21 protein-coding genes are annotated in these 24,135 nt (G+C 56.9%); 10 read left to right on the top strand and 11 right to left on the bottom strand.

Annotation, left to right across the window (positions count from 1 at the left end; genetic code table 11):
- Positions 1-17 precede the first annotated feature (17 nt).
- Positions 18-1,703: an aspartate:alanine antiporter gene (locus K2184_RS11900; protein ID WP_004100564.1), complete on the top strand. Its 1,686-nt coding sequence runs from the start codon at positions 18-20 to the stop codon at positions 1,701-1,703.
- A 158-nt stretch (positions 1,704-1,861) separates the two neighbouring features.
- On the opposite strand, the gene K2184_RS11895 is transcribed toward K2184_RS11900, so the two are convergent.
- A complete protein-coding gene (locus K2184_RS11895) occupies positions 1,862-2,404 on the bottom strand; it encodes a TetR/AcrR family transcriptional regulator (protein WP_004100562.1) in 543 nt (180 codons plus the stop codon).
- A gap of 181 nt (positions 2,405-2,585) precedes the next feature.
- On the opposite strand from K2184_RS11895, the gene K2184_RS11890 reads away from it, so the two are divergent.
- Both K2184_RS11890 and K2184_RS11885 read left to right on the top strand, forming a co-directional pair.
- Positions 2,586-3,788 carry an MFS transporter gene (locus tag K2184_RS11890; RefSeq protein ID WP_017146224.1) on the top strand — a complete coding sequence of 401 codons (1,203 nt, stop codon included), beginning with the start codon at positions 2,586-2,588 and terminating at the stop codon, positions 3,786-3,788.
- Positions 3,788-4,603 carry a Cof-type HAD-IIB family hydrolase gene (locus K2184_RS11885; protein ID WP_016808087.1) on the top strand — a complete coding sequence of 272 codons (816 nt, stop codon included), beginning with the start codon at positions 3,788-3,790 and terminating at the stop codon, positions 4,601-4,603. Before K2184_RS11890 ends, K2184_RS11885 begins: the two co-directional genes overlap by 1 nt.
- Positions 4,604-4,650: 47 nt before the next feature.
- On the opposite strand, the gene K2184_RS11880 is transcribed toward K2184_RS11885, so the two are convergent.
- Positions 4,651-5,886: an MFS transporter gene (locus K2184_RS11880; RefSeq protein WP_016808088.1), complete on the bottom strand. Its 1,236-nt coding sequence runs from the start codon at positions 5,884-5,886 to the stop codon at positions 4,651-4,653.
- A 319-nt stretch (positions 5,887-6,205) separates the two neighbouring features.
- Between K2184_RS11880 and ybjG the strand changes: the two genes are divergently transcribed.
- Both ybjG and deoR read left to right on the top strand, forming a co-directional pair.
- The gene (gene ybjG, locus K2184_RS11875; protein WP_004100554.1) at positions 6,206-6,799 is read left to right on the top strand and encodes an undecaprenyl-diphosphate phosphatase; all 594 of its coding nucleotides are present in this window, start codon (positions 6,206-6,208) and stop codon (positions 6,797-6,799) included.
- 124 nt (positions 6,800-6,923) lie between these two features.
- The gene (gene deoR / locus K2184_RS11870) at positions 6,924-7,682 is read left to right on the top strand and encodes a DNA-binding transcriptional repressor DeoR (RefSeq protein WP_004100552.1); all 759 of its coding nucleotides are present in this window, start codon (positions 6,924-6,926) and stop codon (positions 7,680-7,682) included.
- A gap of 30 nt (positions 7,683-7,712) precedes the next feature.
- Here the strand turns inward: deoR and dacC are convergent, their stop codons facing one another.
- A complete protein-coding gene (gene dacC / locus K2184_RS11865) occupies positions 7,713-8,915 on the bottom strand; it encodes a serine-type D-Ala-D-Ala carboxypeptidase (RefSeq protein ID WP_016808089.1) in 1,203 nt (400 codons plus the stop codon).
- Between the two features lie 257 nt (positions 8,916-9,172).
- Between dacC and K2184_RS11860 the strand changes: the two genes are divergently transcribed.
- Complete coding sequence (locus tag K2184_RS11860) at positions 9,173-9,799, top strand: glutathione S-transferase family protein (RefSeq protein ID WP_049593369.1); 627 nt, start codon at positions 9,173-9,175, stop codon at positions 9,797-9,799.
- A 2-nt stretch (positions 9,800-9,801) separates the two neighbouring features.
- Here the strand turns inward: K2184_RS11860 and K2184_RS11855 are convergent, their stop codons facing one another.
- Together K2184_RS11855 and bssR are read right to left on the bottom strand one after the other, a co-directional pair.
- The gene (locus K2184_RS11855) at positions 9,802-10,914 is read right to left on the bottom strand and encodes a PQQ-dependent sugar dehydrogenase (RefSeq protein ID WP_163525159.1); all 1,113 of its coding nucleotides are present in this window, start codon (positions 10,912-10,914) and stop codon (positions 9,802-9,804) included.
- A gap of 103 nt (positions 10,915-11,017) precedes the next feature.
- Positions 11,018-11,401 carry a biofilm formation regulator BssR gene (gene bssR / locus K2184_RS11850; protein ID WP_023320626.1) on the bottom strand — a complete coding sequence of 128 codons (384 nt, stop codon included), beginning with the start codon at positions 11,399-11,401 and terminating at the stop codon, positions 11,018-11,020.
- Between the two features lie 380 nt (positions 11,402-11,781).
- On the opposite strand from bssR, the gene K2184_RS11845 reads away from it, so the two are divergent.
- Positions 11,782-13,023 carry an oligosaccharide MFS transporter gene (locus K2184_RS11845; RefSeq protein WP_162098348.1) on the top strand — a complete coding sequence of 414 codons (1,242 nt, stop codon included), beginning with the start codon at positions 11,782-11,784 and terminating at the stop codon, positions 13,021-13,023.
- A gap of 34 nt (positions 13,024-13,057) precedes the next feature.
- Here K2184_RS11845 and K2184_RS11840 read toward each other — a convergent pair whose 3' ends face one another.
- Positions 13,058-13,537, bottom strand: coding sequence for a hypothetical protein (locus K2184_RS11840; RefSeq protein ID WP_026055890.1), 480 nt, complete (start codon positions 13,535-13,537; stop codon positions 13,058-13,060).
- Positions 13,538-13,836: 299 nt separating this feature from the next.
- Here K2184_RS11840 and rimO point away from each other — a divergent pair, with 299 nt between their 5' ends.
- The gene (gene rimO, locus K2184_RS11835; protein ID WP_004100537.1) at positions 13,837-15,162 is read left to right on the top strand and encodes a 30S ribosomal protein S12 methylthiotransferase RimO; all 1,326 of its coding nucleotides are present in this window, start codon (positions 13,837-13,839) and stop codon (positions 15,160-15,162) included.
- Positions 15,163-15,288: 126 nt separating this feature from the next.
- On the opposite strand, the gene gsiD is transcribed toward rimO, so the two are convergent.
- Genes gsiD through iaaA form a run of 5 tightly spaced genes read right to left on the bottom strand, consistent with a single transcriptional unit; the run spans position 15,289 to position 21,558 of the window.
- Positions 15,289-16,200 (bottom strand): glutathione ABC transporter permease GsiD, encoded by a 912-nt coding sequence (gene gsiD, locus K2184_RS11830; protein WP_017146287.1) that lies wholly within the window; start codon positions 16,198-16,200, stop codon positions 15,289-15,291.
- A 1-nt stretch (position 16,201) separates the two neighbouring features.
- On the bottom strand, positions 16,202-17,122 hold the full coding sequence (gene gsiC, locus K2184_RS11825) for a glutathione ABC transporter permease GsiC (RefSeq protein ID WP_163525161.1): 921 nt from the start codon (positions 17,120-17,122) through the stop codon (positions 16,202-16,204).
- 52 nt (positions 17,123-17,174) lie between these two features.
- On the bottom strand, positions 17,175-18,713 hold the full coding sequence (gsiB, locus tag K2184_RS11820; RefSeq protein WP_004100531.1) for a glutathione ABC transporter substrate-binding protein GsiB: 1,539 nt from the start codon (positions 18,711-18,713) through the stop codon (positions 17,175-17,177).
- 37 nt (positions 18,714-18,750) lie between these two features.
- On the bottom strand, positions 18,751-20,604 hold the full coding sequence (gene gsiA, locus K2184_RS11815) for a glutathione ABC transporter ATP-binding protein GsiA (protein ID WP_004100530.1): 1,854 nt from the start codon (positions 20,602-20,604) through the stop codon (positions 18,751-18,753).
- 12 nt (positions 20,605-20,616) lie between these two features.
- Entirely contained in the window at positions 20,617-21,558 is a 942-nt protein-coding gene (gene iaaA, locus K2184_RS11810) for a beta-aspartyl-peptidase (protein ID WP_023320623.1), read from the bottom strand.
- Between the two features lie 448 nt (positions 21,559-22,006).
- Between iaaA and moeA the strand changes: the two genes are divergently transcribed.
- Both moeA and moeB read left to right on the top strand, forming a co-directional pair.
- Positions 22,007-23,242 (top strand): molybdopterin molybdotransferase MoeA, encoded by a 1,236-nt coding sequence (gene moeA / locus K2184_RS11805; protein WP_049591116.1) that lies wholly within the window; start codon positions 22,007-22,009, stop codon positions 23,240-23,242.
- Entirely contained in the window at positions 23,242-23,997 is a 756-nt protein-coding gene (gene moeB / locus K2184_RS11800; RefSeq protein WP_004100525.1) for a molybdopterin-synthase adenylyltransferase MoeB, read from the top strand. The genes moeA and moeB overlap by 1 nt, the downstream gene beginning before the upstream one ends.
- The last annotated feature ends 138 nt before the right edge of the window (positions 23,998-24,135 follow it).

The following is a 24,135-nucleotide window of genomic DNA, read 5'->3' as shown; positions in this document are numbered from 1 at the left end:
ATGAGAAGTTGGCTTTCGTGAATATAAACGTCGCAGATTTGTTAAACGGGAATTACATCCTGTTATTGTTCGTTGTACTTGCACTGGGACTCTGCCTCGGGAAACTGCGTCTCGGGTCGGTACAACTTGGTAATTCCATTGGCGTTTTAGTGGTTTCCCTATTATTAGGGCAGCAGCATTTCAGTATTAACACTGACGCCCTCAATCTCGGCTTTATGCTGTTTATTTTTTGCGTCGGCGTAGAAGCGGGACCCAACTTTTTTTCTATTTTTTTTCGCGATGGGAAAAATTACCTGATGCTCGCGCTGGTGATGGTCGGCAGCGCAATGCTGATCGCCATGGGACTGGGTAAGCTCTTCGGCTGGGATATCGGCCTGACGGCCGGGATGCTCGCCGGCGCGATGACGTCTACTCCCGTGCTGGTCGGCGCCGGGGATACGCTTCGCCACTTCGGCATGCCCAGCGATCAGCTCGCCCTTTCGCTCGATCATCTGAGCCTCGGCTATGCGCTGACCTATCTGATTGGCCTGGTCAGCCTGATCGTCGGCGCCCGCTATATGCCGAAGCTGCAGCATCAGGATTTGCAGACCAGCGCCCAGCAAATCGCCCGCGAGCGCGGTCTCGATACCGACTCCCGGCGTAAGGTCTATTTGCCGGTGATCCGCGCCTACCGCGTCGGTCCGGAGCTGGTGGCGTGGGCTGATGGTAAAAATCTGCGCGAGCTGGGTATTTACCGCCAGACCGGCTGCTACATTGAGCGCATCCGCCGCAACGGCATTCTCGCGAACCCGGACGGCGATGCGGTGCTGCAGATGGGTGATGATATCGCCCTGGTGGGCTACCCGGATGCCCATGCCCGCCTCGACCCAAGCTTCCGTAACGGCAAAGAGGTCTTCGACCGCGATCTGCTTGATATGCGCATCGTCACCGAAGAGATCGTGGTCAAAAACCACAATGCCGTCGGCCGTCGCCTGGCGCAGCTGAAGCTGACCGACCACGGCTGCTTCTTAAACCGCGTCATTCGCAGCCAGATCGAAATGCCTATCGACGATAACGTGGTGCTCAACAAGGGCGATGTGCTGCAGGTCAGCGGCGACGCGCGTCGCGTTAAAACCGTCGCCGATCGTATCGGCTTCATCTCCATTCACAGCCAGGTGACCGACCTGCTCGCCTTCTGCGCCTTCTTTATCGTTGGCCTGATGATCGGCATGATCACCTTCCAGTTCAGTTCGTTCAGCTTCGGCATCGGTAACGCCGCCGGTCTGCTGTTTGCCGGCATTATGCTCGGCTTCCTGCGCGCCAACCATCCGACGTTCGGCTACATCCCGCAGGGCGCGCTGAATATGGTGAAAGAGTTCGGCCTGATGGTATTTATGGCCGGCGTGGGGCTCAGCGCGGGCGCCGGGATTAACAACGGCCTCGGCGCCGTCGGCGGTCAGATGCTGGCGGCGGGCCTGATCGTCAGCCTGGTACCGGTGGTTATCTGCTTCCTGTTCGGCGCGTACATCCTGCGCATGAACCGCGCGATGCTCTTCGGCGCCATGATGGGCGCCCGTACCTGCGCGCCGGCGATGGAAATCATCAGCGATACTGCCCGCAGCAATATTCCGGCGCTGGGATACGCGGGGACCTACGCCATCGCTAACGTATTGTTAACCCTGGCAGGTACGCTGATTGTCATCATCTGGCCGGGACTACAGTGAATTTTTTAAGAAAAAAAACGCGCATACGCAGAACTTTTTTTGCTGGCATCAGTCATAAGTAGTGCCACTGCTTTTCTTTGATGTCCCCATTTTGTGGAGCCCATCAACCCCGCCACTTAGGTTCAAGGTTGATGGGTTTTTTGTTTTCTGCGCCCCGCTCACTCTCCCGCCAGCCTTCCCACCATCAGTCGAATTGCTTCTCTGGATAGCGGCGCTCTGTCGGTCACGAAGTGCAGCGTCATACCCTCGATAAAGGCGTCAAGCCCGCGGGCCGTTGCTGGTTCAAACCACTGTTCCAGAGTCTGCTGGCTGCGCAGCATCCAGTTTTGCATGACTGCTTTTAAATTCGGCTGGCTGCTGCAAAAAGCATACAGCTGATACATCAGCTCCATATTGCGTGCGGTGGTCACCTGGGCGCTAAATATCAGCTCGGCAATCGCGTCACAGGCCTCTTCGCGGCTATGCACATCGGCAAAAAACAGCTGATACTGCGCCGACATCTGGCCGGTAAACAGGCTGAACGCTTCTTCGACCAGCGCCTCGATACCGCTGAAATAGTAGGTCAGCGAGCCCAAAGGTACGCCCGCACAGGTGGCGATTTTCCGATGCGTGACCGCGTGGATGCCGTGTATCGCGATCGTGTCCAGCGTCGCCTGCAAAATCCGCTCCCGACGCTGCGGGTCGTTTGGTCGACGGGCCATCAGTGTTCCTCTCTCATTTAAATAGGCGCTTAATCCCTTAGCGGATGCTGGGCGCATTCCTCAGGCTGAATCGAATCATAGAGGTCAATAAAAAAACATTCTTCAGCAAGCAGCCTGGATGTACAAATGTACACAACCTTGCTACTGTTGTCTGCATCTCTCCACTCTCGGGCATTTACGGATGACAGCGCAAACCTCCCGCAGAGCCCTTCAGCTAAGGCTGTGGGCGCTCTTCATGTTCTTTTTTATCCCTGGATTACTCATGGCCTCATGGGCGACCCGCACGCCGGCGATTCGCGATCTGCTCGCGCTCTCGACGGCGGAAATGGGGATTGTATTATTTGGACTATCAATAGGTTCGATGAGCGGTATCCTCTGCTCAGCGTGGCTGGTCAATCGATTCGGCACCCGAAAAGTGATTCGTACCACCATGTCCTGCGCGGTGGTCGGCATGCTGGTCCTCAGCGCCGCGCTATGGTTTACCTCGGCGGTGCTGTTTGCTGTTGGCTTAGCCATCTTCGGCGCCAGCTTTGGTTCAGCGGAAGTGGCGATTAACGTTGAAGGCGCCGCCGTTGAACGCGAAATGAATAAAACCGTGCTGCCGATGATGCATGGTTTCTACAGCTTCGGCACGCTCGTCGGCGCCGGAATAGGCATGGCGGTCACCGGCTTCGGCCTGCCCGCCGCGCCGCACATTCTGCTGGCGGCGCTGGTGGCTGTCGCCCCCATCGCTATCGCCATTCGCGCAATTCCGGAAGGTACCGGCAAGAATGCAGCGGAAGCGGCGCGCCATGAAGGCAAAGGCCTGCCGATATGGCGAGATGCTCAATTGCTGCTGATTGGCGTCATCGTCCTGGCCATGGCCTTTGCCGAGGGTTCCGCCAACGACTGGCTGCCGCTGCTGATGGTGGACGGCCACGGCTTCAGCCCGACTTCCGGGTCGCTGATTTACGCGGGCTTCACCCTCGGTATGACCCTCGGCCGTTTTACCGGCGGTTGGTTTATTGACCGCTACAGCCGGGTGACGGTGGTTCGCGCCAGCGCGGTCATGGGCGCGCTGGGCATTGGCCTGATTATTTTTGTCGATAACCCGTGGGTCGCCGGCCTCTCCGTACTATTATGGGGCCTCGGCGCATCGCTCGGCTTCCCGCTGACCATTTCCGCCGCCAGCGACACTGGCCCGGATGCGCCGAAGCGCGTCAGCGTGGTGGCGATTACCGGCTACCTCGCCTTCCTCGTCGGGCCGCCGCTGCTGGGCTTCCTCGGCGAGCACTTCGGCCTGCGTAGCGCCATGATGGTAGTGCTGGCATTGGTACTGGTCGCGGCCATCGTCGCCCGGGCGGTTGCGAAGCCACACTCTGAACCCGTGATGGAGAACAGTTAATGAGCATCAAATTGATTGCGGTAGACATGGATGGCACCTTTCTGAGCGATGCCAAAACCTATAACCGTCAGCGCTTCCTCGCCCAGTATCAGCGGATGCGCGAGCAGGGCATCCGCTTCGTCGTCGCCAGCGGCAACCAGTATTACCAGCTTATCTCCTTCTTCCCGGAGGTAGCGCACGAGATCGCCTTTGTCGCCGAAAACGGCGGCTGGGTGGTCAGCGCCGGAGAAGATGTATTTAACTGCCGGATGCCGCAGGAACATTTCAATACCGTCATCGATCATCTCCAGACGCTGACCAACATTGAAATCATCGCCTGCGGTAAGCGCAGCGCTTATACCCTCAACCAGTATAATGATGAGCTGAAAGCGGTCGCGGCGAAGTACTATCATCGCCTCGAACTGGTCGACGACTTTAATCATATTGCTGATGATGCGATTCTGAAATTTGGCCTCAACGTCCCGGACCAGCTGATCCCTGAGATACAGCCTAAGCTGCACGCCGCGCTTGGCGATATGGTAACCGCAGTCGCTACCGGCTACGGCAGCATTGACCTGATTATTCCTGGGGTACACAAGGCTAACGGCCTGCGCATCCTGCAGGAGCGCTGGGGGATCGAGAATCATGAAGTGGTCGCCTTTGGCGATAGCGGCAACGATATTGAAATGCTGCAGCATGCCGGATTCGGTTACGCGATGGCCAACGCCGCCGCGCCGGTGAAGGCCGTTGCTGGCTATCGTGCGCCGCACAATAACGAAGAGGGCGTACTCCATATCATTGATAAAGTGCTTAATCGCGAAGCGCCGTTCGTCTGAGACAGCGCCTGCTGCGGCGCGTAACGTCGCAGCAGGTCATTGGAGAGTTACTGCGGTTCGAGGGAGCTGCCTACGCGTTTGTCCTTCAGGAAGTAGACCGTCATCGCCAGCCAGAGCACCCCGCTAAGCAAATTCAGCAAACTGAAGAGTCCGCTGCCGCCAGACTCATAGGCGTGCTTGCTCACTTCAATACCCACGGTAAAGATCAGCATTTGCAGCATCCCCATCGCCGCCGATACCGTCCCCTTGCTCATTTCGCTGGCAAACAGCGTCAGGCGCACCAGCCCGGCGTTAGCAAGCCCAATGCCGAAGGCGTAAACGCTCAGCCCGGCGGTCATCCACAAATAAGCGTGCGTCGAGGCGACCGTAGCGACGGCGGAGATCAGCAGGCCAAGCATAATTGGCCAGCCGCCGAGGATAATCAACGAACGCACCGTTTTGCGGGAAGTCTGGCGCGCCAGCACCAGGTTACCGGCGATCAACGCGCCAAAGATTGGCACCTGCAGCAAGCCATATTCGTAGCTGGTCGCCTGCTCGCCGCTAATGATAATCACCGGCGACTGGGCTATCCACGCCAGCAGCGGCAGGCTGACAAAACCGGTGGCCAGCGCGCCGGCGACAAAGCGCAGGTTTTTCAGCACTTCACGATAATCACGCCCCAGCTCTTTGACCGAGAGTTTCTCGCCCATGCGGGTGGCGGTTTCCGGCATCGCCCGCTGTAGGCCGAAGAAGGCGATAGCGGCCAGTACGGCAAACAGGACAAACATCATCTCCCACGGCAGGATATGTACCCAGGCCGCGCCCACCAGCGGCCCAAGCAGCGGCGCAATCAGCGCGACGTTGGCCATTAAGGCGGTAATCTTGATGCATACCGCCTCTTCAAAAGACTCCTGTATCGCCGCATAGCCAACCGCGCCAATAAAGCACAGGCTGATACCCTGCAAAAAGCGCAGCAGCGTGAACTGCTCAATAGTTTGCGCCAGCAGCGTCGCCAGGCAGGTCACGATAAACCACACCACCCCGGTCAGCATGACCGGACGGCGGCCGATGCGGTCCGAAAGCGGGCCCAGCAGCCACTGTAAAAACATACCGCCGGCGAGATAGGCGGTCATGGAGGTCGGAACCCATTCATTGCCAACGCCAAACTCTTCCACGACCGAGAGCATGCCCGGCTGGATCATATCATTGCCGATATAGGTGGCGAATTCGTATAACACCAGGCACAGTGGAAAGAGCAGCGCCTGACGTCCGAGGCGTTTGCCTGAAAGTGAAGAATTGTGCATGAAATCTCTTATTTAAATAAAACCGCGCAAAGTTTAATGAAAGTCGTGCCGGGGAGATAGCGAATTGTGAGCGATGACGAAAAATATCGCCATTCTGCAACCTCTTCGCCACCAGCGAATAAAAAATCCCGCTGTATGTATTTCGTTTATGTTTCAATTAGATTACACACTATATACTCCTTTATTCAGTCTGTTAACGAAGATACATGCAAGATTTCACTCATAACAAACTGATAATTAAGAAAATACTGCTTTACCTTAGCGCCACCGTTTCTTAGGGTGGGCGGCTTGTTGATAACGGATTAAAGAGCCCGGACGTATGCTGGAAAATATTAACTACTCGCTGTTTGCATTACTCAATGCCACTCCCTCGTCCCCGTGGTGGGCGATAGAGATCGCGACGTTTATCGCCAAAGACCTGATTATTATTGTGCCATTATTAGTATTAGCCTTATGGCTTTGGGGTCCAAACCAGCGTCAGCTAGTATTTAAGGTGATGATGGCATTAGCCATTAGTCTTACGCTGTCATGGATATTCGGCGCGCTTTTTCCGCACGAACGGCCGTTCGCCGCCGGTATGGGTTATAACTTCCTGCACCACTCGCCCAACAACTCCTTCCCGAGCAATCACGGCACCATCTGCTTTACCTTTGCGCTGGCCTTTATGTTCTGGCACCGCCTGTGGTCGGGAGTCCTGCTTTTCGCCGTTGCCTGCGCAATTGCCTGGTCCAGGGTCTATCTCGGCGTTCACTGGCCGATGGATATGCTGGGCGGACTTCTCACCGCGATGAGCGCCTGTCTAAGCGCCCAGCTTTTGTGGCAAAGCGGCGGAAAGACCCTTTATCAGCATCTGCAGCGGCTGTACCGCCTGTTCTTTTCGCTACCGATTCGCAAAGGCTGGGTGCGCGAATAACCTGTTTCTCAGCCGCCGGTAAAATGCGGCAGAGCCCAACGCCTGCGCGTGACTAACCCTCTTTCGGCAGGTAAAATCGCCGCTGACGCCCTGTCGATGCAGGGCGCTTTAGCCTAGAGGGAATATGGAAACTCGTCGTGACGAACGCATCAGCCAGCTTATTCAGGCACTCAAGCGCAGTGATAAACTGCATCTAAAAGAAGCGGCCACCCTGCTTGGGGTGTCGGAGATGACTATTCGTCGCGACCTCAACGGCCACAGCGGCCCGGTCGTTTTGCTGGGCGGCTATATCGTTCTGGAGCCGCGCAGCGCGACGCACTATCTGCTAAGCGACCAGAAAACGCGCCTTGTTGATGAAAAACGCCGCGCCGCCCGCCATGCGGCAAAGCTGCTTGAGGCTCATCAGATGGCCTTTTTCGATTGCGGGACCACCACGCCGTGGATTATCGATGCCATCGACAACGCCCTGCCGTTTACCGGGGTCTGCTATTCGCTCAACACCTTCCTTTCCTTGCAGGAAAAGCCACAGTGCCGCGCGATTTTATGCGGCGGCGAGTTCCACGCCAGCAACGCCATTTTTAAACCGCTGAGCCTGCAGGATACGCTAAGCCATCTTTGCCCGGATATCGCGTTTTATTCCGCCGCGGGCGTCGATTGCGAGCAGGGAGCGACCTGCTTTAACCTCGAGGAGCTGCCGGTTAAACACTGGGCGATGAAAAGCGCGCGCTACCACGTGCTGGTCGTCGATCACAGTAAATTTGGCAAAGTTCGGCCGGCGCGGATGGGCGATTTATCGCAGTTTGACGTGATTGCCAGCGACGTGTGTCCGGATGACGAGCTGCTTACGCTGGCGAAAGAAAAACAAATTTCACTCCTTTACTAAAACCGCGCCCCGCAGGGCGCGGCCTGCATTTTACGAGAACCAGCCGCCGAACCAGCCGTGCAGTTTCATCAGCACGAAATCGATCATCCGGCTAAAGAACCCGCCTTCATTGACCGCTTCCATAACAATCAGCGGCCGCTGTTCAATGGTTTTATCATTCAGTTTAAAGTCGATGGTGCCGACAACCTGCCCTTTAGTCAGCGGTGCGGTCAGCTGCGTATCATTCAAAGTGTAGCTGGCCTTCAGGTTTTTCAACTGGCCTTTCGGCAGCGTGATGGAACCGGCATCGCCCGCGCCAAGCTTCGCTTCACTGCTATCGCCAAACCAGACGCGCTGGGTAATGAAGGTGGCATCAGGTTTAATCGGCGTCACGGTTTCATAAAAGCGGAAGCCCCAGGTCAGCAATTTTTCAGATTCGTTAAATCGGATACGGTCAGTTTTGGTGCCGAGCACGACGGCAATCAGGCGCATGTCGTTTTGCGTCGCGGAAGAGACCAGATTGTAGCCCGCACCGGCAGTGGTTCCGGTTTTCACGCCGTCAGCGTTAAGGTTCGTGCTCCACAGCAGGCGGTTACGGTTCGGCTGACGGATTTTGTTGAAAGTGAACTCTTTTTCTTTGTGGATCGCATACTCTTCCGGCACATCATGGATCATCGCTTTGGTCAGCAGCGCCATATCGCGGGCGGTACTGAACTGACCCGGCGCATCAAGCCCGTGCACGGTCTTAAAGGTGGTATTGGTGAGGCCCATCTTCTGCGCATAGCCGTTCATCAGGCTGACAAAGGCGTCCTGGCTGCCCGCCACGTAGTCGGCAATCGCGATGCTGGCGTCGTTGCCGGACTGAATGATAACGCCCTTGTTAAGATCTTCCACCGACACCTGCATTCCAGGCTTGAGGAACATCACCGAGGAGCCGCGCAGCGCCGGGTTACCGGTGGCCCACGCATCGCGCCCGATGGTCACCATATCCGTAGACTTAATCTTACCCGCCTTTAGCGCCTGGCCGACAACGTAGCTGGTCATGATCTTGGTCAGGCTTGCCGGATCGAGTTTTTCATCGGCATTGCCTTCGCTGAGTACTTTGCCGCTGGCATAGTCCATCAGGATCCAGGCGCGCGCGTCAATGGATGGCGCATCGGGGAGTTGTTCCGCAGCCTGCACCGCAGGCGCGACGAGAAATAAAAGCGCGCAGCCTGCCGCGAGGCCGCGAAGGGAAAAAGCATCATGCGTCATAAGAGCCACCCAAGTATCCTTTCCAAACAAAAATATGCCGCCACACTCGTTCCGCGCCGCAGCAGCCGGTGAGTAAAGCGTACAAATGACCTTAAAGAAACAGCGAGTTGGTAAAGTTTTTAAAGTTTACGCAATAACCTCGCGCGGCGCTGCAAACAGCGCAATTTTTTTGATCGCGGTTGCCTAAATATTAACTTTATTCCAACATGAATGCTCACTACGCCGCAATGGCGGCGAAATAAAAAGCAGGAGCGGATATGATTACGCTGTGGGGCAGAAATAACTCAACCAATGTGAAGAAAGTGCGCTGGGTGCTGGAAGAACTCGACCTCCCGTATCAGCAAATTCTGGCAGGCCTGGAGTTCGGTCTGAATCACGATCCGGCCTATCTGGCCATGAACCCCAACGGTCTGGTACCGCTGTTGAAAGATGCAACGACCGATATCGTACTCTGGGAATCAAACACAATTATCCGCTATCTGGCCGCGCAGTATGGTCAGAATCGCCTGTGGGTGGAGTCGCCAGCCGAGCGCGCCCAGGGAGAAAAATGGATGGACTGGGCCAACGGTTCGCTCTCGCCTGCCCATCGACCCGTTTTAATGGGCCTGGTCAGAACGCCGGTAGAAAAACGCGATCCTGCCGCCATTGAAGCCGGTATTGCCGCCTGCGAGACGCTGTTCGCTATTCTGGACGACGAGCTGTCGCGCCATCAGTGGCTGTCTGGCGATGCCTTCGGCCTCGGCGATATCGCCGTCGCGCCGTTCGTCTACAACCTGCTGGAAACGGTAAAAACCTGGCAGCCGCGCCCGCATCTGCAGCGCTGGTACCAGCAGATCGGCGAACGTCAGGCCTGGCGCAACGTGGTGATGATCCCGGTCACCTGATTTTAACCCGCCGGACTCACCTTCAGCAGCTCACCGTTGGATTCGTCGGTTAACACATACAAATAACCATCGGGTCCAACGCGTACGTCGCGAATGCGTCTACCGCGATCGGTCAGAATGCGCTCCTGCTCCGTGACTTTATTGCCATCAACCTTGAGCACAATGAGCGATTCATCCTTCAGCGCGCCGATAAACAGCCTGTGTTGCCACTGCGGAAAAACCTGCGCGTTGTAAAACGCCATACCGCTCACCGCCGGCGACTTCTCCCAGACAAATAGCGGCGCTTCGGTGTTTTCCGCCTTTTTGCCTTTGGCTTCCGGGATCGGCAGGCCGCTGTAGTTAATGCCGTGCGTCGCCAGCGGCCAGCCGTAGTTTTTACCTTTTTGCACGATATTGATCTCATCCCCGCCGCGCGGCCCGTGCTCATATAACCACAGCGTATCGCTCCACGGGTTCATCGCCAATCCCTGAGGGTTACGAATTCCGTAAGACCAGATTTCAGGCCTGACGCCAGACTGGCCGACAAAAGGATTATCGGCCGGGACCTTGCCATCAGCCGTTAGCCGCACCACTTTTCCCTGCAGCTTATCGAGATCCTGAGCGGTTGAACGCTGGTTATTCTCTCCGAGACCGATAAACAGATGACCACGACCGTCGAACGCCAGCCGTCCGCCAAAATGATTGCCGGTCGAGAGCTTCGGCTGCTGGCGGAACACCACCTGGAAGTTTTCCAGACGCTGGAGATCCTCGCTCAATCGGCCATAGCCCACCGCGGTCCCGGCTTTATCCTCATCCCCGCCCTCGGCATAGCTCAGCCAGACCCGGCGCGACTGGGCAAAGTCCGGTGCCAGCGCCACGTCCAGCAAACCGCCCTGCCCGTTAGCCCAGACCTGCGGTACGCCCGGGATCGCCGACGAGAGGCCTTTGTCGCGCTGCCAGAGCTTGAGTTCGCCGCCGCGCAGGGTAATCAAAATACCGCGATCGTCCGGCAGGAAGGCCAGCGCCCACGGGTGTTCGAGCTGGTTCTGCAACACCTCCACGCGCTCCCGGGCGGCAAGGACGGCAGTGGGTAACAACAGCGTGGTAAGCGCTATCAGGGTGACGGTCTGGTGCATGGCATACTCCTTTTGTCAGCAATGCTGATAAGGGTAGCCAGCGTGGGGAAGCGGGAAGGGATTTTTACATAACATTAATCAGGGGGAGCAGGCTCCCCCTGTCTCAGGCGTGGGTAATGGGGGCAAAATCATTCAATTTCTGAATGTTTAGCCGCAATACCGCCAGGCAGCTTTCCAGTTTATCTACGTTGACCGCAATGTAGGACGGGCAATCATGATGTCCGCTTAGCAGGCATACCGCCGCGGAAGCGACGGCTTCGCCCGCAAGGCGCAGGGCTTCCTTTTCCTCCGGCGCAACGGCATGCTGCAGGCGCGGCGCGTATTCACGCATTTCATGGCACAGTTCAAACAAGTTATCACGTAGATGGTCGTTTTCGCTGACTGACATATAGCCTTTTGCTTTACGCAACTGTAAATAAGCATCAAGATCAATGGAGGCATTAATCAGCTTATTCATCAGGTTACGATACAGTCTGTCAACGTTCATCTCAGTTCCTCCTCTATCGTCCTTCACCATAATTATAATATGGTTATTTTTTGTACAAAACGCTGTGTGAGATCAATAATTCTCAGGTCATTAACATTATTTACAATGTTACAACTAAGATTATAATCCTCGCCTGCTCAACCTGCGCCCTTCAAGCAAAAATGTTATACGCTCTCAATCAAGATCAATTCTTTTTCATGTGATGAAAAATTATTTTTTTGCTGCAATGATCACAAATTAGCGCCATTCACATTGCCTGAAAATGTCGCCGGGTGTCATATCACCTCACAAATATGTAATACGTATAACAAAACAGGTCGCAGCAGGTTGCTCTATCTTGCTTGTAACCTTTGACGCTATCGCTTGAAGGAACAGAAATGATTAATCCCGGCAGAAGAAACTATATCTTGTTGAGTCTTTTCGACTTCCTCTACCTCTTCGCCTGGTCCTCGACCATGGCATTCTTTGTTATCTGGACGACCCAGCATCTCGGGATTAGCGCCACGAAAACCGGCCTGCTCTACTCGGTTAACGCCTTTATTGCCCTGCTGATGCAGCCCTTCTTTGGCTTTATTTCCGATAAATTCGGCCTGAAAAAACGACTCATCTGGTTTCTCGTCGCCATGCTGCTACCGGTGGGTCCGTTCTTTATTTATTTATATGCACCGCTGCTGGTGCACAGCTTCTGGCTGGGCGCGCTACTCGGCGGGGTATACCTGGGGATTATTTTTAACTCCGGCTGCGGGGTGATCGATTCGTATATCGATAAAATTTCGCGGCGCTACCAGTTCGAATATGGCCGCGTAAGGATGTGGGGATCGTTAGGCTGGGCCGCCGCGGCGTGGATCGTCGGTAAGTATATCGACAGCAATCCGAACCTTGCTTTCTGGCTGGCCAGCATCGCCATTGTGATTGCCGCGATCTGTTTTATGCTGACCAAAATCGAACTGAGCGAAGCGGAGATGCAGAAAACCAGCGCGCTGAAAGTTTCCCATGCCCTTGAGCTGGCGAAGAACGGGCAGTTCTGGATGCTGCTGGTCTTCACCCTTTTCGTCACGCAAATCTACGATACCTACGATCAGCAGTTTGCCCAGTACTTTTCCCTGCAGTTCCCGACGCCCGAGGAGGGGAATCGCTGGTACGGCATTCTGGCCTCCATTCAGGTGTGCGGGGAGACGCTGTTTTTATGCCTGATGCCGTGGTTTGTAAACCGCACCGGCGCGAAGTGGGCGCTGATCATCGCCGGACTGATCATGTCGGTCCGTATCGTAGGCTCCGCGATCCCGCTGGGTCCGGTGTGGATCGGCGCAGTCAAAATGATGCATGCGCTGGAAAAACCGCTGATCCTGGTGTCGGTATTTAAATTCATTGCCGCCAACTTCGACAACAAGCTGTCATCGACGGTTTACCTGCTGGTGCTGTTTGTCGCCTCCATCGCCACCGCCGTTTACTCGCCGCTGGCGGGGTATTTGTATGACACTATCGGCTTCGCGCAGACGTATTATATCCTGGGCGGTGTTGCCGGGGTATTTACGTTAATTTCGGTATTTACGCTTCGCGATAATAGAGAACCGACCGCGCCGGGGTCTGCGCCAGGCGCTGGCGTTGCGCAAAGCCATTAATCATCAATTCGCCCGGAAGCGGCTTTCGGGCGAATCAACGAAAACTCCACTGCACGCTCACCACAAATATCGCCGGGATAATAATCCCGGTTTCTACGCCGAAATAAGGGGTAAAATTGTACTGCAGGCCATGATAAATATAGGGAGAGAAACCGACGCCGGTCAGTTTCTTCGCCGTTCGATAGGTACCTGAATCGCCGCAATCGCTAAAAGCTTTAAAGAAGAACTCCCCGGTGTAGGCATAGACGCCCTTAAACGTCCAGCCATTTGTCCCCGCATACCAGTCTCTCCTTGCCCCCAGAGAGAGGCAGCGATCGTCAAAACTATTTTTCATGGTCCCGACTAACAGGCTGTACTTCGAATCTGCCGACAGCTTGCGCTCAACGGAAAAAAATTGATTATTGAATTTTTCGTTATATTGGCCGTGATTGCCGGTCATATGATAGACAAATGAACCGGTATTCACTGAATATAACGCCAGCTCGTCGGCATAAACTGGCGCTGTGCCAATCATTACCAGCGCGCACGCTGAACCACCCAACTTTTTAAACATCGGAAACCTGATAAAAAATGAAAATCCAAAGCAGTGACTATTTTACTGTTTCTGGCTTAAACCTGATTTAAACCACCCTGCGCTGGCTCCGGCGGTAAAAGATGAATAACGGCGTTATTTTCCTCAACAATACGGATAATCAACGCCGTAAAAAGAGATGCTGCTGTCTGCGGGCTAACAAGAAAAGGAGTATAAACTTTCCGCCGATCTCTGTAGAATCCCTGCCCTGACCATCCCAATAATTGAACACTTTTTAAGCTATGAGCAATGTCACCCCTCAGCCGAAGATCGGCTTTGTCTCTCTGGGCTGCCCGAAAAATCTGGTGGACTCAGAACGTATCCTGACTGAACTGCGTACCGAAGGGTATGATGTGGTTCCCTCCTACGATAACGCTGATATGGTTATCGTTAACACCTGCGGCTTTATCGATAGCGCCGTGCAGGAGTCGCTGGAAGCGATTGGCGAAGCGTTGAAAGAAAACGGCAAAGTGATCGTCACCGGCTGCCTGGGCGCAAAAGAAGATCAGATCCGCGAAGTGCATCCGAAGGTGCTGGAAATTACCGGCCCGCACAGCTATGAACAGGTGCTTGAGCACGTCCACCACTACGCGCCGAAGCCTAAACATAATCCGTTCCTGAGCCTGGTGCCGGAACAGGGCGTGAAGCTGACGCCGCGTCATTACGCTTACTTAAAAATTTCTGAAGGCTGCAACCATCGCTGCACCTTCTGCATCATCCCGTCCATGCGCGGCGATCTCGTCAGCCGTCCGATTGGTGAAGTGCTGGCAGAAGCCAAACGCCTGGCCGACGCGGGGGTAAAAGAGCTGCTGGTGATTTCTCAGGACACCTCCGCCTACGGCGTCGATGTTAAACATCGCAGCGGCTTCCACAACGGTATGCCGGTTAAAACCAGCATGGTTAGCCTGTGCGAAGAACTGGCTAAGCTTGGCATCTGGGTGCGCCTGCACTACGTCTATCCCTATCCGCACGTTGATGATGTGATCCCGCTGATGGCGGAAGGCAAAATTCTGCCCTACCTCGATATCCCGCTGCAGCACGCCAGCCCGCGCATTCTCAAGATGATGAAGCGTCCCGGCTCCGCCGACCGTCAGCTGGCGCGTATCAAGCAGTGGCGCGAAGTCTGCCCGGAACTCACCCTGCGCTCGACCTTTATCGTCGGCTTCCCGGGCGAGACGGAAGAAGATTTCCAGATGCTGCTGGACTTCCTGAAGGAAGCCCGCCTCGACCGAGTCGGCTGCTTCAAGTACAGCCCGGTGGAAGGCGCGACCGCCAACGAACTGGCGGATCAGGTACCGGAAGACGTTAAAGAAGAGCGCTGGAACCGCTTTATGCAGCTTCAGCAGCAGATCTCCGCCGAGCGTCTGCAGGAGAAAGTTGGCCGCGAAATTATGGTGCTGATCGACGAAGTCGATGAAGAAGGAGCCATTGGCCGCAGCATGGCCGATGCGCCAGAAATCGACGGCGCGGTGTACCTCAACGGCGAAAGTAAAGTCAAACCGGGCGACGTTGTGCGGGTGAAAGTCGAACACGCCGACGAATACGATCTGTGGGGCAGCCGGGTTTAATTCCGCCCGCTGAACCTGTCCCGGATAGCGGCGCTCATGCGCCCTATCCGGGCGACAAAACCGCACAGGATTAACGTGCGGTGTGCTTTCCCGGACACCTGTCCGGGCTGCACAATCCTCGAACGCCTAACCTTTTATCTTCGGATCCAGCGCATCGCGCAGGCCGTCACCCAGCAGGTTAAACGCCAGCACCGTCAGAAAAATCGCGATTGCCGGGAACAGCGCCACGTGCGGCGCCATCACCATATCCGCCCGCGCCTCGTTCAGCATCGCCCCCCACTCCGGCGTCGGCGGCTGCGCGCCAAGCCCCAGAAATGACAGGCTGGCGGCAGAGATAATCGACACCCCGATACGCATCGTAAAGTAGACAACAATCGATGATACCGTTCCGGGCAAAATGTGGTTAAACAGAATGTTAGCGTCGCTGGCGCCAATGCTGCGCGCCGACTCTATAAAAGTCTGCTGCTTAAGCACCAGCGTATTGCCGCGCACCAGACGCGCAAATGCCGGGATCGAAAAGATCGCCACCGCGATGATGACGTTCGACATTCCGCTGCCCATCACCGCCACGACGGCAATCGCCAGAAGAATGCCAGGGAAAGCAAACAGCACATCGCAGATGCGCATAATGATGCGATCCCACCAGCCTTCGTAATACCCGGCCAGTAGCCCAAGTACGGTGCCGATAGCCGCGCCGATCAATACCGCCAGTACCCCGGCGGCCAGCGAAATCTGCGCGCCGACCAGCACCCGGCTAAAAATATCGCGCCCCAGCGAATCAACGCCGAACCAGTGCATCATCGACGGGCCATCATTGAGCCGATCGTAGTCAAAATAGTTTTCCGCATCGAACGGCGCGATCCACGGCGCCACGATCGCCACCGCAATCAGCAGCAGCACAAATATCCCCGCGCCCATCGCCACCGGCTGGCCGCGAAACCGCCGCCAGAACTCGTGCCACGGGGTACGTATCTGCCCGGGTTTAACCCCCGGCATCGCGTTGATAACCGCTTGTCTTCTCCAGTTGAGCAATCGCACCTTACTTATACCTGATAGCCGGATTAATGGCGGCATACAGTACGTCCACCACTAAATTAATAAGAATAAACTCCAGCGAAAACAGGAGCACTTCCGCCTGAATCACCGGGTAATCGCGCATCTCCACCGAGTCCACCAGCAGACGTCCGAGACCAGGCCAGTTAAAGACCTTTTCCACCACGATTGAACCGCCGAGCAAAAAGCCGAACTGTAGTCCCATCATAGTGACGACCGGGATCATCGCGTTGCGCAGGCCGTGCTTGAGCACCACCAGCGTTTCGCTGACGCCTTTCGCCCGCGCGGTGCGCATATAGTCTTCATGCAGAACATCGACGAACGAGGCGCGGGTAAAACGCGCCATCACCGCCGCCACCGCCGCGCCCAGGGTGAGCGAAGGCAGAATATAGTGCCGCCAGCTGTCGGCGCCCACCGTTGGCAGCCAGCCCAGTTCAACGGAAAAGATCTGCATCAAAAGCATACCGAGCGCAAAGGCCGGGAACGAGATGCCGGTGACCGCCAGCGCCATGCCTATACGATCCGGCCAGCGATTGCGCCACACGGCCGCCACGATCCCTGCCGCCATCCCGAAGATGACCGCCCAGCCCATACTGGCAATCGTCAGCCAGAAAGTGGGCATAAAACGGCTGGCGATTTCGCTGCTCACCGGGCGGCGGGAAGCCATCGAGGTGCCGAAGTCGCCCTGCAAAATGTTGCTGATATAGTGCCAGAACTGCACGTGCAGCGCGCGATCGAGCCCAAGCTGCTGGCGCACCATTCCCACCACCTGGGCATCGGCTTCCGGTCCGGCAATCAGCCGAGCCGGATCCCCGGGCAGCATATGCACGAACAGAAACACCAGCACCGCTACAATCAGCAGCGTGGGGATCAGCCCCAGCAGGCGTTTAATCACATAATTGAGCATGCTTCTCCTTGCGCAAATTCCCCGCAGCCTGCGCCCGGGGACCCACAACTCTCTACTTAAGATCCGCCTGTTCAAAGCTAAATCCGGTATCCGGCTGGATGTAGAAACCGGTCAGATTTTTACTGTGCGCCGAGACCAGCTTTTCTACGACCAGCGGCACCCACGGCGACTCTTTCCAGATAGTATCCTGCGCGTCTTTATACAGCCGCGTTTTTTCCTGCGCATCGGTGGTTTTCAGCGCGTCATTGAGATCTTTATCGACCTGCGGATTGCTGTAGAAAGCCGTATTAAACAGGGTCGGCGGCCAGTTTTGCGACGCAAACAGCGGCGACAGCGCCCAGTCAGCTTCCCCGGTCGACGCCGTCCAGCCGGTGTAGAACATGCGTACGCCGCTCTCTTTCTGTCCCTTACCTTCAACTTCCGCCGCGCGCTGGCCCGCATCCATCGCCGTCAGCTGCGCCTTAATGCCCACCTGCGCCAGCTGCTGCTGGGTAAACTGCAGTACTTTCTGCGCCGTGCTGTGGTTGTGCGATGACCATAGCGTTGTGGTAAAGCCATTCGGATAACCCGCCTCTTTCAGCAGCTCACGAGCTTTAGCCGGATCGTACGGCCAGGCGCTGTAGCTTTCAGCATAGGCGATAGACGGCGGCACCACGCCGGTCGCCGGTGTGGCGTAGCCGGCAAAAGCGACTTTTACCAGCGCCTGACGGTTGATAGCGTAGTTAATCGCTTCGCGCACTTTGGGATTATCGAACGGCTTCTGCGTCACGTTCATGCTGATATAGCGCTGCATAATTGACGGGCTGGCTACCAGCTCTAGCTTGCTGTTTTTCTCCAGCAGCGGCGCTTGCTCGTAGGGGATCGGGAACGCAAACTGCGCTTCGCCGGTCTGCAGCATCGCCGCGCGGGTATTATTATCCACGACCGGGCGCCAGGTGATGGAGTCCAGCTTCGGCAGCCCTGGCTGCCAGTAACCGGCGAATTTTTTCACTTTCACAAAATCGGTCTGGTTCCAGGTATCGAGCTGATAAGGCCCGGTGCCAACCGGATGGAAGCCAATCTCTTTACCATATTTCTTCAGCGCCGCCGGAGAAATCATCGCCGTCGCCGGATGGGCCAGAATATTAATGAACGCCGAGAAAGGCTGTTTGAGGGTAATTTTCACCGTGGTCGGGTCTACCGCTTCGGTGCTGGCGATATTTTTATACAGGTTATAACGCTTGAGATGGTTTTCCGGGTTGCTGGCGCGATCGAGGTTCGCCTTAACCGCTTCGGCATTAAACTCGGTACCGTCCTGGAACTTCACCCCCGGATGTAGCTTAATGGTATACACCAGGCCGTCCGGGGAAACGGTATAGCTTTCCGCCAGCACGTTCTGTAGCTTCATCTCTTTATCGAGGCCGAACAGCCCTTGATAGAAGGACTTGGCGACGGCCTGCGACAGCGTGTCGTTAGCATCATACGGGTCGAGGGTCGTAAAATTAGAACCGACCGCCACCACCACATCTTTTGCGGCCAGAGCCGGAGCGGCTGTCAGCGCCGAGGCGACGCCCAGCGCCAACAGCCATTTGCCTGATACGCGTTGAGTCATGTTGTTCTCCTGAAATGCTGCATTATTGGTGTCGTTGTTAGCGCGCCAGCACGTCGGCGGCGGACTCTCTGGCGACAAAGTGCCCCGGCCCCACCTGCTGTAACGGTGTACTGATCCCCTCTTCGCCCCGCTTGAAGATGTTACCCGGCAGCTCGTCGGAGAGCAGCACGCGCTGCGGACGGTGATGCGCAGGGTCAGCCACCGGAACGGCGGCCATCAGTTTACGGGTATAGGGGTGCTGCGGGTTTTCAAACACGGCGCGGCGCGGGCCAATCTCGACAATACGCCCGCGATACATCACCGCCACGCGGTGGCTGATGCGCTCAACCACCGCCATGTCATGGGAGATAAACAGAAATGCGATGCCCATCTCACGCTGTAGATCGAGCATCAGATTGATAATTTGCGCGCGAATCGACACGTCCAGCGCCGATACCGATTCATCGGCAATCACCACTTTCGGATTGAGCGCCAGCGCGCGGGCAATACAGATGCGCTGCCGCTGGCCGCCGGAAAACTCGTGCGGGTAGCGCCACGCATGTTCCGGCTCCAGCCCGACGCGTTCCAGTAGCCAGCTGACCCGTTCACGGGCGGCATCGCCCTCCAGCAGTCGATGCACCCGCAGCGGCTCCATAATCGAATAGCCCACCGTTTGCCGTGGGTCGAGGGAAGCGTACGGGTCCTGAAAAATAAACTGAATATCGCGGCGCAGCGCCTGAAGCTTACTGCCCGTTAGCATATCAATTCGCTGGCCGTTGAAGATAATGCTACCGCCCTGGGTCTCTACCAGCCGCAGCAGCGCCCGGCCGGTCGTCGATTTACCGCACCCGGACTCGCCCACCAGGCTCAGGGTTTCGCCGGGCCATAAATCAAAGCTAACCTTTTCGACCGCATGCACCTCACGGGTTACGCGGTTGAGAATTCCGCTACGCAGCGGGAAGCGCGCCACCAGATCGCGAACTTTAAGGATCGGTTCTCCGGCCACAACGGTGTTCTGCCCCTCCGACGACGGGCTCTGGTTTAACAGCGGGAAGCGACGCGGCAGCGAAGTGCCGCGCATCGCGCCCAGCCGCGGCACCGCGGCCAGCAGCGCCTGGGTATACGGGTGCTTTGGCGCGCGAAAAATCTCTTCCACGCTGCCGGTTTCCACCGCTTCGCCGCGATACATCACCAGCACGCGGTCGGCGATATCGGCGACCACCCCCATATCGTGGGTAATAAAGATAACGCCCATCGCCATCTCTTTTTGCAGGACGGCAATCAGCTGTAAGATCTGCGCCTGGATAGTGACGTCCAGCGCGGTCGTCGGTTCATCGGCAATCAGCACCGCCGGACGACAGGAGAGCGCCATGGCGATCATCACCCGCTGACGCATCCCGCCGGAAAGCTGGTGCGGATAGCGTGAGAGCATGGCTTCCGCTTCCGGAATGCGCACCTGATCGAGCATTTTTTTCGCTTCGCGCAGGGCCTCATCATGCTTCAGGCCCTGATGTAAGCGGATAGATTCGGCAATCTGCTCGCCGATGGTGAAGACCGGATTGAGCGAGGTCATCGGCTCCTGGAAGATCATCGCCATATCCGCGCCGCGCACGCCGCGCATTTCAGCGTCAGACTGTTCGCTCAGCTCAATCACCTGCCGACTGCGACGGCGCAGAAGTAGCGCATCACTGCGCACTTCGCTGACCGCCCGATCGAGCAGGCGCATCAGGGCCAGCGAGGTCACCGATTTTCCCGAGCCCGACTCGCCGACAATCGCCAGCGTTTCGCCGCGCCGCAGGGTAAACGACAGGTCGCGGACGGCGGAAAAAGCCTGCTGTTGCTGATTAAACACGACGTTCAGGCCGCGCACCTGCAGAACATCATCGGCATCGATTTCTTGACTATGCGGCAACGCCCTTTCCTCTTATTCGCGATAAATACCAATCGTGGGCGTATCGCCCGCATAACACCAGGCACGGTACATGCCTTCGCTGTTAAACGGCAGCGCCACGTTGCCTTCTCTGTCGATGGCGATCAGGCCGCCGCTACCGCCCAGCGCCGGAAGCTTCTCCATCACTACCCTTTCGCAGGCCTCCTGCAGGCTGAGCTGGCTATACTCCATCAGCGCCGAAATATCGTAGGCCGCCAGGGTCCGCATAAACACTTCCCCGGTACCGGTACAGGACACGGCGACGCTGGCGTTATTGGCGTAGCAGCCCGCTCCCGGCAGCGGGCTGTCGCCGACGCGTCCCGGTAGCTTATTGGTCATCCCGCCGGTTGAGGTCGCCGCCGCGAGGTTGCCCGTCAGATCCATGGCTACCGCGCCGACGGTCCCCATTTTGTGCCGCTCATCCAGCGGCGCGGCGTGGTGATCGAGCACGATATCGTCGCCTTCCTGCGCCTGACGCAGCTGCAGTAAACGCTCAGGGGTAGAAAACAGGCTGTTATCGACGCGCGCCATACCGCGGGAAGCGGCAAACGCTTCCGCCCCTTCGCCAATCAGCAGCACGTGCGGACTTTGCTCCAGCACCAGCCGCGCCGCCAGCACCGGATTGCGTAAATGCTGAACGCCGGCCACGGCTCCCGCCTGTAGGCTGTAACCATCCATGACGCAGGCATCGAGTTCATGGCGACTATCGCGGGTAAACACGGAGCCAATACCAGCATTAAATAGCGGGCACTCTTCCAGCAGCCGAACTGCTTCGGTTACCGTATCCAGCGCGCTGGCCCCGGCCGCCAGCATTTTTTGTCCACTATCGACAATCGCCGACAGCGCTGCCACGTACTCCCGCTCGCGCTCCGGCGTCATCTGCGCGCGGCTAATCGCCCCGGCTCCGCCGTGAATTGCTATAACCGCCTTACCCATCGCGCCATTCCTTAACGATAAAGTGTATAAATATCATTATCGTGCTGACTGTCCTATACAATTTTTGAATATAGAAAGAGCGGAGGGTGATGTAAAGCTTGTACCCAGGTGGGTTATAGCCCGTCTCTCGTTTCTGCCATATACCCGTCATACTTCAAGTTGCATGTGCGTTGGCTTCGTTACTCGGCTCATCCATGAGCCTCGCCCTGACGGGCCGCCGTTACACGGCGTTCAAATCTGTTCCGTACAGATTTGTCGCTCACCCCAGTCACTTACTGAAGTAAGCTCCCGGGGATGTAATGAGGGACATCCTTGTCCCTCACCAGAGGCAGCCTTCAGCTGTTCAAATTCGTTCCCGACGAATTTGTCCCTACGTCGCCGCCTGCCTGCAACGCGAATTATTTAAGGTATAATAGGCGTTTTCGATGTTTGCCCGCAGGAGAAACCCATGGATTTTACCGCCGGACTGATGCCGCTCGACACAGCCCTGACCCAGATGCTCAATCGTATTACGCCGCTGAATGCGACGGAAACCGTACCGCTGTTGCAGGCCTTTTCGCGCGTGACCGCCCATGATCTCGTTTCACCGCTCAACGTGCCTGGTTTTGATAACTCGGCAATGGACGGCTATGCGGTACGCCTGGCGGATCTCACCGACGGCGCAGCGCTGCCGGTCACCGGCAAGGCCTTCGCCGGTCAACCTTTTAACGGTGACTGGCCGGCGGGCACCTGTATCCGCATTATGACCGGCGCACCGGTGCCGGAAGGCTGCGACGCGGTGGTGATGCAGGAGCAGACGGAACAAACCGATGGGGGCATCCGCTTCCTCGCGCCGGTGAAAAGCGGACAGAATATCCGTCGTCTCGGCGAAGATATCGCCCACGGTGCGGTCGTTTTCCCTGCTGGCACCCGCCTGACCGTTGCCGAGCTGCCGGTTCTGGCCTCGCTGGGGATTGCCGACGTCGAGGTGATACGCAAAGTGCGCGTGGCGGTTTTCTCTACTGGCGATGAACTCCAGCTGCCGGGCCAGCCCCTCGCCGACGGGCAAATTTACGATACTAATCGCCTGGCGGTACACCTGATGCTGCAGGAGCTGGGCTGCGAGGTCATTAACCTCGGCATTATTCCCGACGATCCAGCTAAGCTGCGGGAAGTCTTTATCGAGGCCGATCGACAGGCAGACGTGGTGATTAGCTCCGGCGGCGTCTCCGTCGGCGAAGCAGACTACACCAAAGCGATTCTCGAAGAACTGGGTGAAATCGGCTTCTGGAAGCTGGCGATTAAACCGGGTAAACCTTTCGCTTTCGGCAAGCTCAACCACAGCTGGTTTTGCGGTCTGCCGGGTAACCCGGTTTCCGCAACGCTAACCTTTTACCAGCTGGTCCAGCCGCTGCTGGCGAAGCTCTCCGGCAACGGTGGGCAGGCTCAGCCGATGCGTCTGCGCGTGCGCGCCGCAACCCATCTGAAAAAATCGCCCGGACGACTCGATTTTCAACGCGGCGTGCTGCAGCGCGGTCCGGACGGCGAACTGACGGTTAACAGCACCGGTCACCAGGGATCGCATATCTTCAGCTCATTCAGCCTCGGCAACTGTTTTATCGTGCTGGAGCGCGAGCGCGGCAACGTGGAAGCGGGCGAATGGGTGGACGTTGAGCCCTTTAATCATCTGTTCGGAGGGCTGTAATGAGCGTGGAGCTGAGCGATGCGGAGATGCTGCGCTATAACCGGCAGATTATTCTGCGCGATTTCGATTTTGACGGTCAGGAGCAGCTGAAAGCCTCCCGCGTGCTGGTTGTCGGCCTCGGCGGGCTGGGCTGCGCCGCCGCGCAGTATCTGGCGGCGGCAGGCGTCGGCCTGCTTACCCTGCTCGATTTCGACACCGTTTCGCTCTCCAACCTTCAGCGCCAGACTCTGCACAGTGACGCCACCATCGGCCAGCCGAAGGTCGACTCCGCCCGCGCCGCGCTGGCGCGGATTAATCCCCACGTTCAGCTCACGGCGCTCAACGCGCGGCTGGAAGACGAGGCGCTGGCGGCGCAAATCGCCGCCCACGATCTGGTGCTCGACTGTACCGACAACGTCGCGATCCGTAACCAGCTCAACGCCGGATGTTTTCGTCATAAAACACCGCTGGTCTCCGGCGCGGCAATTCGCATGGAAGGGCAAATCAGCGTTTTTACCTGGCAGGAAGATGAACCCTGCTACCGCTGCCTGAGCCGTCTGTTTGGCGAAAACGCCCTCACCTGCGTAGAAGCCGGGGTGATGGCGCCGCTGGTCGGCACCATTGGTTCACTACAGGCGATGGAAGCGATAAAGCTGCTGACCCGCTACGGCAGCCCGGCGACGGGAAAAATCGTCATGTACGACGCCATGCGCTGCCAGTTCCGCGAAATGAAATTGATGCGTAACCCTCAGTGTGAGGTGTGTGGCACGCCTTAGCCCTTTTCCGGCGACTGCCGTCGCCGGATGATTTGTGACCCGCAGCGGCTTTTTAGCCTCCATTTTCCTCCCTCCTTCTGCTTGTTGATTTATATCAATACAACTTTCATTCGAAAGTAATTTAATCTTCATATGCAA

Origin of the sequence: Klebsiella sp. K5-306, assembly GCF_051835185.1 — a bacterium.
Classification (GTDB): domain Bacteria; phylum Pseudomonadota; class Gammaproteobacteria; order Enterobacterales; family Enterobacteriaceae; genus Klebsiella; species Klebsiella oxytoca.
This window is presented reverse-complemented; position numbering and strand designations above follow the sequence as displayed.

Coding starts and splice junctions, on each gene's coding strand:
- K2184_RS11895 (WP_004100562.1), bottom strand. CDS start 2,404: ATGGCCCGTCGACCAAACGACCCGCAGCGTCGGGAGCGGATTTTGCAG.
- K2184_RS11890 (WP_017146224.1), top strand. CDS start 2,586: ATGACAGCGCAAACCTCCCGCAGAGCCCTTCAGCTAAGGCTGTGGGCG.
- K2184_RS11885 (WP_016808087.1), top strand. CDS start 3,788: ATGAGCATCAAATTGATTGCGGTAGACATGGATGGCACCTTTCTGAGC.
- K2184_RS11880 (WP_016808088.1), bottom strand. CDS start 5,886: ATGCACAATTCTTCACTTTCAGGCAAACGCCTCGGACGTCAGGCGCTG.
- ybjG (WP_004100554.1), top strand. CDS start 6,206: ATGCTGGAAAATATTAACTACTCGCTGTTTGCATTACTCAATGCCACT.
- deoR (WP_004100552.1), top strand. CDS start 6,924: ATGGAAACTCGTCGTGACGAACGCATCAGCCAGCTTATTCAGGCACTC.
- dacC (WP_016808089.1), bottom strand. CDS start 8,915: ATGACGCATGATGCTTTTTCCCTTCGCGGCCTCGCGGCAGGCTGCGCG.
- K2184_RS11860 (WP_049593369.1), top strand. CDS start 9,173: ATGATTACGCTGTGGGGCAGAAATAACTCAACCAATGTGAAGAAAGTG.
- K2184_RS11855 (WP_163525159.1), bottom strand. CDS start 10,914: ATGCACCAGACCGTCACCCTGATAGCGCTTACCACGCTGTTGTTACCC.
- bssR (WP_023320626.1), bottom strand. CDS start 11,401: ATGAACGTTGACAGACTGTATCGTAACCTGATGAATAAGCTGATTAAT.
- K2184_RS11840 (WP_026055890.1), bottom strand. CDS start 13,537: ATGATTGGCACAGCGCCAGTTTATGCCGACGAGCTGGCGTTATATTCA.
- rimO (WP_004100537.1), top strand. CDS start 13,837: ATGAGCAATGTCACCCCTCAGCCGAAGATCGGCTTTGTCTCTCTGGGC.
- gsiC (WP_163525161.1), bottom strand. CDS start 17,122: ATGCTCAATTATGTGATTAAACGCCTGCTGGGGCTGATCCCCACGCTG.
- gsiB (WP_004100531.1), bottom strand. CDS start 18,713: ATGACTCAACGCGTATCAGGCAAATGGCTGTTGGCGCTGGGCGTCGCC.
- iaaA (WP_023320623.1), bottom strand. CDS start 21,558: ATGGGTAAGGCGGTTATAGCAATTCACGGCGGAGCCGGGGCGATTAGC.
- moeA (WP_049591116.1), top strand. CDS start 22,007: ATGGATTTTACCGCCGGACTGATGCCGCTCGACACAGCCCTGACCCAG.
- moeB (WP_004100525.1), top strand. CDS start 23,242: ATGAGCGTGGAGCTGAGCGATGCGGAGATGCTGCGCTATAACCGGCAG.